The organism is Actinomadura chokoriensis, from assembly GCF_039529475.1.
GTDB lineage: Bacteria > Actinomycetota > Actinomycetes > Streptosporangiales > Streptosporangiaceae > Spirillospora > Spirillospora bangladeshensis.
In genome coordinates this window covers 1-13439 of record NZ_BAAAMW010000021.1, presented here as the reverse complement: position 1 = coordinate 13439, position 13439 = coordinate 1, and the positions used below count along the sequence as shown (strand labels likewise).

Annotated in this window: 14 protein-coding genes; 9 read left to right on the top strand and 5 right to left on the bottom strand. The window is 72.1% G+C overall.

The genetic code is table 11. From position 1 onward, the window contains the following. The first annotated feature begins 120 nt into the window (after positions 1 to 120). Positions 121 to 672: a TetR/AcrR family transcriptional regulator gene (locus ABFX46_RS32885; RefSeq protein WP_346047812.1), complete on the top strand. Its 552-nt coding sequence runs from the start codon at positions 121 to 123 to the stop codon at positions 670 to 672. Continuing rightward, a complete protein-coding gene (locus ABFX46_RS32880) occupies positions 669 to 2198 on the top strand; it encodes an MFS transporter (protein WP_346047811.1) in 1530 nt (509 codons plus the stop codon). The genes ABFX46_RS32885 and ABFX46_RS32880 overlap by 4 nt, the downstream gene beginning before the upstream one ends. A gap of 4 nt (positions 2199 to 2202) precedes the next feature. Here the strand turns inward: ABFX46_RS32880 and ABFX46_RS32875 are convergent, their stop codons facing one another. Next, positions 2203 to 2835: an enoyl-CoA hydratase/isomerase family protein gene (locus ABFX46_RS32875; RefSeq protein WP_428831337.1), complete on the bottom strand. Its 633-nt coding sequence runs from the start codon at positions 2833 to 2835 to the stop codon at positions 2203 to 2205. A gap of 91 nt (positions 2836 to 2926) precedes the next feature. Further along, on the bottom strand, positions 2927 to 3697 hold the full coding sequence (locus ABFX46_RS32870) for an SDR family NAD(P)-dependent oxidoreductase (protein WP_346047810.1): 771 nt from the start codon (positions 3695 to 3697) through the stop codon (positions 2927 to 2929). Positions 3698 to 3853: 156 nt separating this feature from the next. On the opposite strand from ABFX46_RS32870, the gene ABFX46_RS32865 reads away from it, so the two are divergent. From ABFX46_RS32865 to ABFX46_RS32845, 5 genes are all read left to right on the top strand, one after another. Further along, positions 3854 to 4462, top strand: coding sequence for a TetR family transcriptional regulator (locus ABFX46_RS32865; protein WP_346047809.1), 609 nt, complete (start codon positions 3854 to 3856; stop codon positions 4460 to 4462). A gap of 99 nt (positions 4463 to 4561) precedes the next feature. Continuing rightward, positions 4562 to 5791 (top strand): sensor histidine kinase, encoded by a 1230-nt coding sequence (locus tag ABFX46_RS32860; protein ID WP_346047808.1) that lies wholly within the window; start codon positions 4562 to 4564, stop codon positions 5789 to 5791. A 391-nt stretch (positions 5792 to 6182) separates the two neighbouring features. Then, positions 6183 to 6518 (top strand): hypothetical protein, encoded by a 336-nt coding sequence (locus ABFX46_RS32855; protein WP_346047807.1) that lies wholly within the window; start codon positions 6183 to 6185, stop codon positions 6516 to 6518. 143 nt (positions 6519 to 6661) lie between these two features. Next, on the top strand, positions 6662 to 8713 hold the full coding sequence (locus ABFX46_RS32850) for a right-handed parallel beta-helix repeat-containing protein (RefSeq protein WP_346047806.1): 2052 nt from the start codon (positions 6662 to 6664) through the stop codon (positions 8711 to 8713). A gap of 160 nt (positions 8714 to 8873) precedes the next feature. Continuing rightward, the gene (locus tag ABFX46_RS32845; protein ID WP_346047805.1) at positions 8874 to 10238 is read left to right on the top strand and encodes a wax ester/triacylglycerol synthase family O-acyltransferase; all 1365 of its coding nucleotides are present in this window, start codon (positions 8874 to 8876) and stop codon (positions 10236 to 10238) included. A gap of 15 nt (positions 10239 to 10253) precedes the next feature. On the opposite strand, the gene ppk2 is transcribed toward ABFX46_RS32845, so the two are convergent. Together ppk2 and ABFX46_RS32835 are read right to left on the bottom strand one after the other, a co-directional pair. After that, entirely contained in the window at positions 10254 to 11057 is an 804-nt protein-coding gene (ppk2, locus tag ABFX46_RS32840; protein ID WP_346047804.1) for a polyphosphate kinase 2, read from the bottom strand. 54 nt (positions 11058 to 11111) lie between these two features. Then, complete coding sequence (locus ABFX46_RS32835; protein ID WP_346047803.1) at positions 11112 to 11990, bottom strand: universal stress protein; 879 nt, start codon at positions 11988 to 11990, stop codon at positions 11112 to 11114. Between the two features lie 212 nt (positions 11991 to 12202). Here ABFX46_RS32835 and ABFX46_RS32830 point away from each other — a divergent pair, with 212 nt between their 5' ends. Next, complete coding sequence (locus ABFX46_RS32830) at positions 12203 to 12655, top strand: pyridoxamine 5'-phosphate oxidase family protein (protein WP_346047802.1); 453 nt, start codon at positions 12203 to 12205, stop codon at positions 12653 to 12655. Between the two features lie 76 nt (positions 12656 to 12731). Here the strand turns inward: ABFX46_RS32830 and ABFX46_RS32825 are convergent, their stop codons facing one another. Next, the gene (locus ABFX46_RS32825) at positions 12732 to 12974 is read right to left on the bottom strand and encodes a universal stress protein (RefSeq protein WP_346047801.1); all 243 of its coding nucleotides are present in this window, start codon (positions 12972 to 12974) and stop codon (positions 12732 to 12734) included. A gap of 113 nt (positions 12975 to 13087) precedes the next feature. On the opposite strand from ABFX46_RS32825, the gene ABFX46_RS32820 reads away from it, so the two are divergent. Then, positions 13088 to 13282, top strand: coding sequence for a universal stress protein (locus ABFX46_RS32820; RefSeq protein WP_346047800.1), 195 nt, complete (start codon positions 13088 to 13090; stop codon positions 13280 to 13282). Positions 13283 to 13439: the final 157 nt, after the last annotated feature.

Sequence of the window (13439 nt, the reverse complement as noted above, 5' to 3'; positions counted from 1 at the left end):
GCGAGATCGGCTCACCCATGCCACGCCTCAGTACGCCGTGACCGCCCCTCTCTTCCGGTGTGTTCTGGCGCACTCCCTTGTGGTGAGACATTGGTGTCTCATGTGACCTAGTCTTGTCTCATGGCTGTTGATCGCGATCATGTGCTGCGTACTGCTGCGGCGCTGCTCACCCGGAAGGCCACGGCGACCATGGACGAGGTCGCGCGGGCCGCCGGGATCAGCCGGGCGACGCTGAACCGGCACTTTCCGGGGCGGGACGCCCTCATACGGTCGCTGGAGGCGCACGGCATCGCCGAGTGCGAGGCCGCGCTGGCGGCGGCGCGGCTGGACGAGGGGGCGGCGGCCGACGCCGTCCGGCGCCTCGTCCGCGAGATCCAGCCCGCCGCCGGGCTGCTCGCCTTCCTCTACACCGAGAACCAGCTCTTCGAGGGCGAGGAGATGAACCCGGGCTGGGTCCGCATCGACGCCCGGCTGGCCGCGCTGTTCCGCCGCGGCCAGGAGAGCGGCGAGTTCCGCCTCGACCTGAGCCCGGCCTGGCTCACCGAGGCGCTCTACGGCCTGCTGGCCTCGGGCGCCTGGGCGGTGAGCGAGGGCCGCGTGGCCCGCAACGACATCACGTACATGATCGTCGAGCTGATGCTCGGCGGCGCCGCCCGCACGGGGGAACCGTGACCGGGACGCTGCGGCCCGCCCGCGAGTCCCCTGCGGTGACGCGCGGGCGCTGGACGGCGCTCGCCGTCCTGGTCCTGGCCGTGCTGCTGGTGGCCGTCGACACGACCGTACTGGGCCTGGCGACCCCCTACCTCAGTGAGGACCTGCGTCCGTCCGGCACCCAGCTGCTGTGGATCGGCGATGTTTATTCGTTCGTGATCGCCGGCCTGCTGGTGTCCATGGGCAGCCTCGGCGACCGCATCGGGCGCAAGCGCATCCTGCTGGCCGGTGCCACGGCGTTCGGCGCGATATCGGTGCTCAACGCCTACGCGGCGACCCCCGAGATGATGATCGCGGCCCGCGCGCTGCTCGGCGTCGCCGGCGCCACGCTGATGCCCGCCACGCTGGCCCTGATCCGCAACCTCTTCCACGACCCGCGCGAGCGCAGCCTCGCCATCGGCATCTGGGGAGCCGCCGCCTCCGCGGGCATGGCGGTCGGCCCGATCGTGGGCGGCGCGCTGCTGGAGCACTTCTGGTGGGGCTCGGTGTTCCTGATCAACCTGCCGGTGATGGCCGTCCTGGTGCTGGTCGGCGGCAGGCTGCTGCCGGAGTCGCGCAACCCCGACGCCGGTCCGTGGGACCCGGTCAGCGTCGTGCTGTCGCTGGCCGGCATGGTCGGCGCCGTGTACGCGGTCAAGGAGACCGCCGCGCACGGGTTCGGATGGTTCCCGCTCGCGGCGGGCGTGCTGGGCACCGCCGCCCTGTACGGGTTCGTCCGCCGCCAGCAGGCCCTGCCGACCCCGCTGCTGGACATGCGGCTCTTCCGCAGCCGCGGCTTCAGCGGCGCGGTCGCGGCCGACCTGATGACCGTCCTCGGGCTGTCCGGGCTGATCTTCTTCCTCTCCCAGTACCTGCAGCTGGTCCAGGGCAGGCCACCGCTCGAGGCCGGCCTGGCCGAACTGCCCGCCGCCGTCGGCGCGGTGGCGGCGGGGCTGGTCGCCGGACGCGCGGCGCGGCGCCTGTCCGTCCGCGCCGTGGTGTCCGGCGGGCTGGCCGCCGTCGGCCTGGCGCTCGCCGCGCTCACCGCGATCGACGAGTCCACCGCCTACCCGCTGCTCGGCGGCGCGTTGCTGGTGGTCGGTCTCGGTGCCGGGTTCTCCTTCACCGTGACCGCGGACGTGATCCTCTCCAGCGCGCCCAAGGAGCAGGCGGGTGCCGCCTCCGCGGTGTCCGAGACCGCCTACGAGCTCGGCGCCGCCCTCGGCATCGCGCTGCTCGGCTCCGTGGTGACCGGCGCCTACCGGGGCTTCGCCGGGCCGCCGGGGACGCCGGCGTCCGCCCATGAGTCGCTGGGCGGTGCCGTGGAGGCCGCCGCGCACCTGCCGCCCGGCGCCGCCGCGGAACTCCTGGACGCCGCCCGCCGGTCCTTCGCCGACGGGCTGGCCGTCGCCGCCGGCGCCGGGGCGGCCGTCCTCCTGGCCGCCGCCGTCGCGGCCTGGTTCCTGCTGCGCGGACAGGCGCTCGAAACCCGGCCGGCGGACCGCTGACCGGTCAGGAGTCGGTGTACTCCGGGGGACGGCGCTCCAGGAAGGACGTGATCTGCTCGGTCTGGTCGCGGGTGCAGGAGGTCATGACCTGGGTGCGGTTCTCCAGGTCGATGCCGGCCTGGAGGCTGCCGACCTCCAGCCGGCTCCAGGCGACCTCCTTGGTCATCCACACGCCCATGGGGCTGTTGGCGCAGATGAGCGCCGCGGTCTCCAGGGCCGCCCCGACCACCGCGCCGTCCTCGGTGACGCGGCTGACCAGGCCGATGCGCAGGGCTTCGGCGGCGTCCACGAAGCGGCCCGTGAGCAGCAGTTCGTGGGAGAGCCCCGCGCCGATCAGGCGGGGCAGCAGCCAGCTGACGCCGATGTCGCAGCCGGACAGGCCGATCTTCACGAACGCCGCGTTGAACCGGGCGGACGCGGCGGCGATCCGGATGTCACTGGCCAGTGCCAGGGCGAAGCCGCCGCCGGCGGCCGGGCCGTTGACGGCGGCGATGACCGGCTGCGGCAGGCTGCGCAGCTTCGGGACGAGTGAGGCGATGGCCTGCTGGACGTGCAGGGCCGCCTGGGGGCTGCGGCGCCGTACCGCGTCCTCCTCCGACGCAGGCGGAGCGGCATCGCGGGCCGGGGGCTCGTGCAGGTCGAGGCCCGCGCAGAACGCCCGTCCCGCCCCGGTGAGGACGACGGCGCGGCAGCCCGCTGCATGATTCCCATGGACCCGTGGACGGCGGTCAGCGCGGGACGAGGCCCCCGTCGGCGATGAGGACCTGGCCGGTGACGAAACTCGACGCGTCGGAGGCCAGGAACAGCGCGGGCCCGACCATCTCGTCCGGGTCGGCCATGCGCTGCTGCAGGGCGGCCTGCTCCATGGCCTTCTGGAACTCGGGCGGGTTGTTGCGGACCATGTCGGTGTCGACGGTGCCCGGCGCCAGGGCGTTGACCCGGATGCCGCGCGGGGCGAACTCGGCGGCCATGGACCGGGTGTAGGCCATCATGGCGGCCTTGGCCGCCGCGTACATCGACACGTACGGGGAGAACAGGAAGGCCCCGGCGGACACGACGTTGACGACCGACGCGCACGGGCTCTCGGTGAGGTGGTCGAGCGCCCGCTGCACAAGGAACACCGGCCCGCGGACGTTGACCTCCTGCGACTTGGCGAACGCCTCGGGGGTGATGGCCCCCAGTGGCAGCGCCAGGGGGTTGGCAGCGTTGTTGACCAGGACGTCGAGCCGCCCGAAGGTGTCGACGGTGCGCGCGACCAGGGCGTCCAGCGCGTCCAGGTCCCCCAGATGGGCGGGGACGCCGAGCGCCGATCCGCCCATCGCCGCCAGGTGCGCCTCGGTCTCGGCGCAGGCCTCGGGTTTGCGGCTGGCCACCACGACGCTCGCTCCGGCGGCGGCGAACCCCTCGGCGATCGCCCGTCCGATGCCGCGCGTGCCGCCGGTCACGACCGCCACTCGTCCGGACAGATCGAAGAGCGTGCGCAGGCGTTCAGCGTCCATGCGGACCGTCCAGTGAGAGCAGAGTTCCGCACTCTGAGCTGGAACACCGTTGATCGAGCAACACGGACGCCCTCTCTCCCGACTCCCCCGGCGCCCGCGGCCCGGGCGCCTGCGGAGACTTTGCATCAATTGAGACATAGTGTCAATATGCATCCTATGAACGAGCTGGGCCTGCGGGAGCGCAAGAAGCAGCGCATGTACACCGCGACCGCGCAGGCCGCGGTGAGGCTCGTCGCCGAGCGCGGCATGCAGGCGGTCCGCGTCGAGGACATCTGCGAGCGCGCCGAGATCAGCCGCTCCACGTTCTTCCGCTACTTCGACTCCAAGGAGAGCTGCTTCGTCATCGGCCTGCACTACGGCCGCCTGGACGCGGTGCTGGCCGCCTTGGACGCGCGCCCGGCGCACGAGGACGCCTTCACCGCCCTGTGCAACGCGTTCGTCGACATCACCGCCAACTGGCGCCGCTACCGGGAGATGACCCGGCTCGAAGCCCGCATCCGCGCGGAAACCCGCACGGCGCGGGCCCACGCCGACGCCGAACTGGTCTCCTGGGAGAGCACCCTGGCCGCCGCTCTCGAAGCGCGCTGCGCCGGCATCGCCCCGGGCAGCCGCTCCCTCGCGCCCCGTCTCGTGGCCGGCATCGTCCTGTGCGCCGTGCGCCTGGCCACCGAGCGCTGGCTGGACGAGGGCGCCGCACGATCTCCGGCGGAGAAGTACACCGAGGCCTTCACCGCCCTCCGCGCGGTGATCGACGTCAGCCGCTGAGAGGCGCGGCCGCCGAGGGCGCCCGGCCGCCTCCGGCGCGGACTCCCCCGCCCATGTGGGAGTTCGCCCAGGTCGGGGTAGGTCGGCAGGATGGCGGAGGTGGACTTCGCGGCAGTGTTCGAGGAGCTGCCGGTGGCGTGCGCGCTGATCTCGCCCGACCTGGTGTTCATCGAGATGAACCGGGCTTACGAGCAGCTCGCGCGGCGGCCCCGGGACGAGCTGATCGGCCGCAACGTCTTCCAGGCGCTGCCCGGCGATGCCTCGGGCGCCAACGCCCGGCACTGGCGGGCCGCGCTGGAATGGGTGCTCACCGAACGCCAGCCCTACATCATGCCCTGGACGCGCTACGACCTCTCCGCGCCCGACCGGCCGGGGCACAGCGACAGGCGGTTCTGGAGCACCGTGAACGCGCCGCTGCTCGGCCCGGACGGCGAGGTGGCGCTGGTCATGCACCGGGTCGAGGACATCACCGCGTTCATCGAACAGCTCGGCGAGCCGCCGTCCATCACCGACGAACCCTCTCGGTTCCTGGAGATCGAGGGCGAGGTGTACGCCCGCTCGAGTGAACTGCAGGAGGTCAACCGCCGGCTGCGGTACGCCCAGGCGGAGAAGCGCCAGGCGATCCAGGCGCTGCGCGAGACCCTGAAGCGGCAGCGGCAGGAGGTCGCCGACGCCTCCCATGACCTCCGCAACCCGCTCACCGGGCTTCAGGCCCGGCTGGAGGAGGCCCTGTCCGACCCCGACGTCGACTCGCATCGCGTCCTGCAGGCCACCCTGGCCGACGCCGAACGCCTGGGCGACATCGTCTCCGACCTGCTGGAACTGGCCCGCCTGGACGCCGGCACCCCCACCGACACCGAACCACTCGACATCTGCCGGCTGATCCGCGACCTGCTCGGGGAACGCCCCAGCCGGCGCGTCCTCGACGTCCGCCTGGACCAAGCGGCCATCGTGGACGGCTGCCGCTCCCGCCTGATCCGGCTGCTGGCCAACCTGCTGGACAACGCCGAGCGGCACGCCCGCACCCGCATCGAGGTGTCGGCCACCACCGAACGGGACGGCACCGGGCACCGGCGGGCGATCGTGCGGATCACCGACGACGGCCCCGGCATCCCCGCGGACGAACGCGAAACCGTCTTCCAACGCTTCTACCGCCGTCCGGACGCCCGCCGCGCCGACCCCCACGGCACCGGCCTGGGCCTGGCGATCGCCCGCCAGACCGCCGAGACCCACCACGGCACCCTGTACATCGCCGACCGCCCCACCGGAACCTGCATGGTCCTGTGCCTGCCCCTGAGCGACTCACCCCTCGATCAAGATCAGACATGACCGACGAGCAACTCCACGGCCCAGGCGGGGCCGGGCACCAGCCGTTCAGGCGCGCGTCCGGCCGCCCTGTGGCCGCTCACAGCTGCTTTCGGCGAAGATTCACAGGAGGGGCGTTTCACCGGGGAGGGAACGATGCTGTTCAGGCGTGAGGTCCTGGAGGGGATCGCGGGCGGGCGGATCGACCGGGTATTCCGGGTGTGGGCCGAGCCCCGGGTCCGCGCGGGGAGCACACAGCGCACCTGGGCGGGGATCATCGTCATCGACTCGGTCACCCCGGTCGCTCCCGAGGAGATCACCGAGGAGAACGCGCTGCGTTCGGGCTTTCAAAGACCGCGCGGCCCTGCTCACCGCCCTGTCCAAGAGCACCAAGGAGGGCGGCTACCACCGCGTCATGCTCCATCTGGGCGGCCCCGACCCCCGGTCGGAACTGGCCGCCAACGCCGACCTGAGCGCCCGGGAACTGGCCGACCTCAAAACCGCCCTGGACGCCATCGACGCCCGCAGCCGCCGCGCCCCCTGGACCCGCGAGGTCCTCCGCCTCATCGAGGAACACCCCGGCCTGCGCGCCCTGGACCTGGCCGAACGCCTGGGCCGCGACAAACTCCCCTTCAAGGCCGACGTCCGCCGCCTCAAGGCCCTCGGCCTCACCGAAAGCCTGGAGACCGGCTACCGCCTCTCCCCCCGCGGCAAAGCCCTCATGACCCACCTGAACTCCACGACCGAATGACCCGTGGTCGTTGCGGGGGTGGCCTCTAGCGGTCATCGGAGGACGGGCCGGTTGTGAGACTTCCTCGGGTTTGGTGATCGTGGTTCCATGGGCACCGAGCACGCGTCGGGGATCACGTGGAGCGCTGAGCGAGGGAGTTCCCGATGGGCCTGCGGTATCTCAGGAGACTATGGGTGCCCGTGGCGGCGGCCGCGCTGCTGGTCCTCGGCCTGGTGCAGGGCGCGCAGGCGCACATCGAGCGGCCGTCGTACTGGCCGGCTCCCGGTCCCGACTGCTCCGTCAGCCCGTGCGCGGGCGGGGCGGTGCCGACGCCGCGGAGCCTGGCGTCGGCCGTCGAGACCGTCCCGGGGAGCACGACCCGCGTGGTGTGCCGTCCGGACTCGCTGGAACGGCTGGACGCCTCCATCAAACGGGCGCTGACGTCGGGCTACGACGTCCGGCCGCACGACCACCGGACACTCAGCGCCGCCCAGGCGCGGGACCTGAAGCGGATCAACCGGGCGCTGTTCGACCGGTGCCTGTACAGCGAGATCCAGCCCGCGGTGACCGATTCGCGTAACAACGACCGGGTCGTGGTGCTGCCGGGCGTCTACACCGAGCCCACGGCGCGCCGGAAGCCGACCCATGATCCCGCGTGCGACCAGTACAAGCTGAGCACGGGCGCGTACTCCTACCTCGGCGAGTACACCTGCCAGAACGACGCCAACCTGATCGCCGTGCTCGGCCGGGCCCCCGGCGGCGGCCAGGACCCGGACCCGCCGCTCGTCGACCGGCACGGCATCCCCAACCGGGGCGCGTGCGTGCGCTGCAACCTCCAGCTCGAAGGCTCGGGCGTGAGCGCCGACGACGTGGTCGTGGACGCCGGTGACCCGTCCTCCGGCAACGGCGGGCCGCGCGACTCGGCGAAGGACGTGGGCATCCGCGCCGACCGGGCGGACGGCTTCGTGCTGCGGAACGTGACCGTCCGGCACGCCGACGAGCACGACATCTACGTCCTGGAGACCAACGGGTACCTGCTGGACGGCTTCAAGACCTTCTACGCGGGCGAGTACGGCGTGCTCACCTTCGTCGAGGACCACGGCGTGATCCAGAACTGCGAGGCGGCCGGCAACGGCGACTCCGGGCTGTACCCCGGGTCGGGCGCGAAGACCGGGGCCGGACGCGACGAGCGCGTCTACCCGAAGGCGCGCTACAGCCAGGAGATCCGCTACTGCGACTCGCACCACAACACCAGCGGCTACTCCGGCACGGACGGCAGCGCCACCTGGGTGCACCACAACAACTTCTACGACAACGCCCTCGGCTTCACCACCGACGTGTTCACCGCCGCCGGGCATCCCGGATTCCCGCAGCAGGGCGACCTCGTCGAGGACAACGACTTCTTCTCCAACAATTTCAACCCGTACCTGGCCGGCAGCGACGTGGTGCCGACGGTGCCGGTCCCGGTGGGGACCGGGATGTGGATCGCCGGCGGTGACGACAACGTCGTCCGGAACAACGCGTTCCGCGACAACCGGCGGCGCGGGGCCATGCTCTTCGCCGTCCCGGACGCGTTCGTCTGCGCCGACCAGCCCATGACGGGCTGCGACCCGCTGAAGCTGTCCACCTCGCACCGCAACCGGTTCTACGGCAACCGGATGGCCGGCAACGGCGTGGACTTCTGGTGGGACGCCTTCCCCGGCAACACCGGCAACTGCTGGTATGCCAACGGCACCGTCACCAGTTCGCCCGGTAATCTGCCGGACTGCCTGAACGGCAAGGCGCCCTTCCTCAGCTTCGGATTCGGCAACCTGGGCAACGAACTCGAACTGCTCACCTGCATGGCCAATCTGAAGCCCGGCGGCCCGTGCCCGTGGTTCACCACCCCGAAGGCCGCCGCCGGGGCCGCATTCCGGACGGCGCCGGTCGGCGACCACGAGCACCCCGGGACGAGCGAACTCGACGACGCGATGCTCGCCGCGATGACCTGCCATTCCTGGCAGGAGATGACGACCGGTCAGCGCGACCACATGCTGGCCAGGATGGCGGTGTTCATGGGCGGCCAGATCGACCATCCGGGTGCGCGCGGCACGACGCTGACCGAGCAGCACGCGACCAGCATGCTCGACAACGCCTGCGGACTGCCCTTCGCGGGGCCGTTCAAGCTCTACAAGCTCTACGCCAGAGCGGCGGCCTTCCCCCTGCAACTCCCCTAACGACACGTCCGGGTGCCGGACGGGAGAACGCGGTCGGTTTCGCCTGGGACGCGGCAGGGACCTTCGGCCCGCGGCGCGGGGACGAACGCCGGATGGGACGGCGGCCCGCCCCGAGGTTGGCTCGGAATGAGACCTCACAGGGCGGTGCACGATGCAACGGATGAACGCGCTCGACGCCGGGATGTTCTTCGCCGAGAACGACACGAGCCCGCTGCAGATCGGGACGGTGACCGTGTTCGAAGGTCCCGCACCCGGCTATCCGGACCTCGTGCGGCAGGTGTTCGCGCGGCTCCGGCTCGCGCCGCGCTGCCTGCAGCGCGTCCGGACCGTCCCGTTCAACCTCGCGCACCCCGTCTGGGTGGACGACCAGCGCTTCGCGATCGGCGACCACGTCCTGCACGCGACCGCGACCGCGCCCGGCGGCCCGGAGGAACTGCACGAGCTGGCCGGCCGCCTCCTTGCCCCGCCGCTGGATCTCACCCGGTCGCCGTGGCAGGTGTGGCTGGTCGACGGGCTCGCGGACGGCCGCTGGGCACTGGTCTTCAAGGTGCACCACTGCATGGTGGACGGGCTGGCCGGCATCGACCTGCTGGCGGTGCTGCTCGACACCGATCCGGACTGGGCGCCCGCGAAGCCCCGGGTGTGGATGCCCGAGCCCGAACCGTCCGCCGCATCCGTGCTGCGCGACGGCGTCGTGGACGGGTTGAAGGGCTTCGGACGGCAGGCGACCCGGCTGTTCCTGCCCGCGATGCGCGACGCGTTCGCCGTCGCGAGCGCGGTCCCCGGTTACGCGACGCGGCTCATGGCGTCCGGGGCGCCGGCGCTCAACGGGCCGACCGGCCCGCGCCGCCGCTGGACCCGGACCTACGCCGGGATGGACGAGGTCGACCGCATCCGGCGCACGTTCGGCGGGTCGGTCAACGACGTCGCCCTGGCCGCGACCGCCCGCGGGTTCCGCGATCTCCTCGAGGCGCGGGGCCTGCTCGCCGAGGAGTCGATCGTCCGGGCCATGGTGCCGGTGTCGGTCCGGTCGGCGGCCGAGCGCGGCGTCCCGTCGAACCGGGTGTCGGCCGTGCCGGTGGACCTGCCGTGCGGGGAGGCCGACCCGGTGCGGCGCCTGCACCTCGTCAGGGAGCAGATGGACGGGCTGAAGAGCCGCGGCCGGGCCGCCGGCCTCGACGCGTTCGTCCAGCTCTTCGGCAGCGCCCCGAGCCTGCTGGCCGCGGCCGCCCGCACGGCGCTGCGGCTGCGCCAGCCGCTGATCCACACGATCGTCACCAACGTCCCGGGTCCGTCCTTCCCGCTGTACGCGATGGGCCGCCGGATGCTGGAGATCGCCCCCTACATCCCGATCACGGCGGGCCTGCGCATCGCCGTCGGCATCGTGTCCTACGACGGCGGCCTGTCGTTCGGGCTCACCGCGGACCACGACGCCGTCCCCGACCTGGAGACCCTGTGCGCGGGAATCCGCGAGGGAATCGACGAACTCCTCAAGGAGGCGGCACAGACCGCACCCGCGGCCTGACGGGCACGTACGGGATCAGCTGAGCAAGGTCGCCGCGTGGTCCGGAACGTAGGTCTGCTCGTCTCGCGGGGGCCGCTCGTATCCCTTGGACGGGGGACGGTCGGGCAGGTGGAGCCGCGGGCGCTCCACTTCGCGGTAGGGAATGGTCGACAGGAGGTGGGAGATCATGTTGATGCGGGCGCGGCGCTTGTCGTCGCTCTCGACCACATTCCAGGGCGCCTCGGGAATGTCGGTGTGGACGAACATCTCGTCCTTGGCGCGCGAGTACTCCTCCCAGCGCGAAATCGACTCCACGTCCATGGGGGACAGTTTCCATCTCCGCATCGGATCGTCCAGCCGGCTGCGGAAGCGGCGCTCCTGCTCGGCGTCGCTGACCGAGAACCAGTACTTGCGCAGCAGGATGCCGTCCTCGACGAGCAGCCGCTCGAAGATCGGGCACTGGTGCAGGAAGCGCCTGTACTCCTGAGCGGTGCAGAACCCCATGACCCGCTCGACTCCCGCCCGGTTGTACCAGGACCGGTCGAACAGGACGATCTCACCGGCCGCCGGAAGGTGTTCGACGTACCGCTGGAAATACCACTGGGTCCGCTCCCGGTCGTTCGGCGCCGGCAGCGCCGCGATGCGGGCGACGCGGGGGTTGAGGTATTCGGTGACGCGCTTGATGGTGCCGCCCTTGCCTGCGGCGTCCCGCCCTTCGAACACGACGGCGACGCGCGCGCCCTCCGTGCGCACCCACTCCTGCAGCACCATCAGCTGCTCTTGCAGCCGCAGCAGTTCACGCTCGTAGACCCGCCGGGGCAAACGCCGAGGACCGCCCATACCGCCTCCAAGCATCGGGTACGCCCCACAGTCTGGCCGATGCTCGCCGCTTCGCTAGTCGCCGGGCTCCTCGGGCGCGTGGACGACCGCCACCGGGCACGGTGCGTGCTGGACCAGGGCGTGGCTGACCGATCCGAGCAGGAGGCCCCGGAAGCCGCCCATTCCCCGCGAGCCGACGACGAGCAGACGCGCGTCCTGCGCGGCGTCCAGCAGGACCTCGCGCGGTGCGCCGATCTTGACCTCGGCCTGTGCGTCCACGCCCGGGTGACGGTCCCGCAGGGGGATCATCAGCCGATCCAGCCGCGTTGCGGCCGCCTCCTGTATGCCCGCCTCGTCGACCAGGGGCGGCACACCCTCCACGGGTGCCGGCTCCCAGGCGACCACCGCGCGGACGGACAGTCCGTGCAGTTCGGCTTCGGTGAACGCCATCGCCAGCGCGGCCCGGGACGCCGGTGAGCCGTCGACGCCGACCACGACGCGGCCGGGTTCCGTTCCCGGACGCCGGTCCAGGTCGCCTCTGGCGATCACCACGGGGCGGGAGGCGTGCGCGACCACCTGGGCGCCGACCGACCCGAGCACCAGGCCGGCGAACCCGCCGAGGCCCCGCGGCCCCAGCACGATCAGGGCGGCGTTCCGTCCCGCGTCGATCAGTTCGGCGGCCGACTGCCCGCATCTGAGGACGCCCTGCACGGGCACGTCGGGCGCCTCCTTCCGGACGTGCTCGACACCGCCGTCCAGCGTCTCCTGCGCCAGGGACCGCAGGTCCACCATCGGCATGGCCATCGAGCCGCCGACATTGAACTCCCACGCGTGGACCACGGTCAGCGGCAGGCCCCGGGCCCTGGCCTCGCCGGCGGCCCATTCCAAGGCCCGGACGCCGTTCTGCGAACCGTCGTAACCGGCGACGATTCCGGTGATCGCCTCTGTGCTCATGTCTTCCCCCCACCGCATGAATGCCCATCGGGCTCGTACATCACCACCCTTTCTCGGGACGCCCCGTCTGCAAGAGGGCCGAACGGCCGCGCGGACGATGACGAACGTCCCTGGATACGGCGTCCCCCCAGAGCGACGCTGAAGTCGGAGTCCTTTCCCGCCACCATCCGGAACGCGCTGCCGCCGCTGGAGCGGCTCTTCAAGGAGGGCTCATGAGCGACGAACCGCAGTACCTCGATCCGGCCGCCTGCCTGGCGCTCATCGAGCGGGTGACCGTGGGCCGGATCGCCTGGTCCGAGGACGACGGGACCGTCACCGTCCTGCCCGTCAACTTCGTCATGGACGGCGAGGCCCTCGTCTTCGCCACCGCCCCCGGCGCCAAACTCGACGCCGTCCGCGGCGGGCGCCCGCTCACCTTCGAGGCCGACGACCTCGAACCGGCGCTCCGGACCGCCTGGAGCGTCCTCATCACCGGCCAGGCCGAGATCGTCACCGCCCCGGACGAGACGGAACGCCTCCGGAAACTGCCCCTCAACCCGTGGATCCGCTCCCCCAAGGACCTCTTCGTACGGCTCACTCCTCGCAAGATCAGCGGCCGCCGCCTCCCCCTGCATCCCGGCGGTGTCACGACGGAGCGCATCGATATCGCAGACGAATCCCCGTGAGGGTCGCTCCGTGGCGCCCCCGAAACGCCACTGGTACGGACGGAACAGCCACGACCAGCCCAGCGCGCGGCGCCCTTCACCGGTTGCGGCTCGGCGCGACGGCCACCGTGCACGGGGCGTGCTTGAGCAGCGCGTCACTCGTCGCGCCGAGGGTCGGCGTCTCCACGACTCCCGTGCCGCGCGCACCCACCACCATCAACGCCGTCGAGCCCACGGGCATCGCGTCCGGCTCGTGCGAACCGGCCACGATCATGTCCGCGTCCCCGGCCTCGTTCAGCAGCGCCGGCGCCGCGCTGCCGTCCTTCAGCCGCCTGCGCACCGTCAGGGCGGGCGCCCATGCGGTGGACGAAGGTCCCGCGCTTGGGGGGACGGTCGGCTCTGACCCGTGCGCGGCCTCCAGGAGAGGCTCGAGGTGACTCAAGGAGGTCGCCGATGTGGGTCATGCCCGAGCACCGCTCCGTCGTCGTCGGGGTGGACGGCTCCCCCAACTCCCTCGCCGCGCTGCACCGCGCCGCCCGCGAGGCGCTCGAGCGCCGCGCGCGGCTCGACGTCGTCCGCGTGCTGGAGACCGACGGTGCGGCGGCGCCGCCCCGGTCGTGCGCGAGCGCGCACGCTGCTCGATCGTGATCTGCGCCGACCACTCCGCCGCTCCCGAGGCCCCGTGAGCCTGCGCAAGCCCGCGCGAGAACCCCCCAGGAGGAGACCATGAAGCGCCGGACCGTCCAGGACGTCATGACCACGAGCGTCGTGACGGTGACCGAACAGACCCCGTTCGCCGAGATCG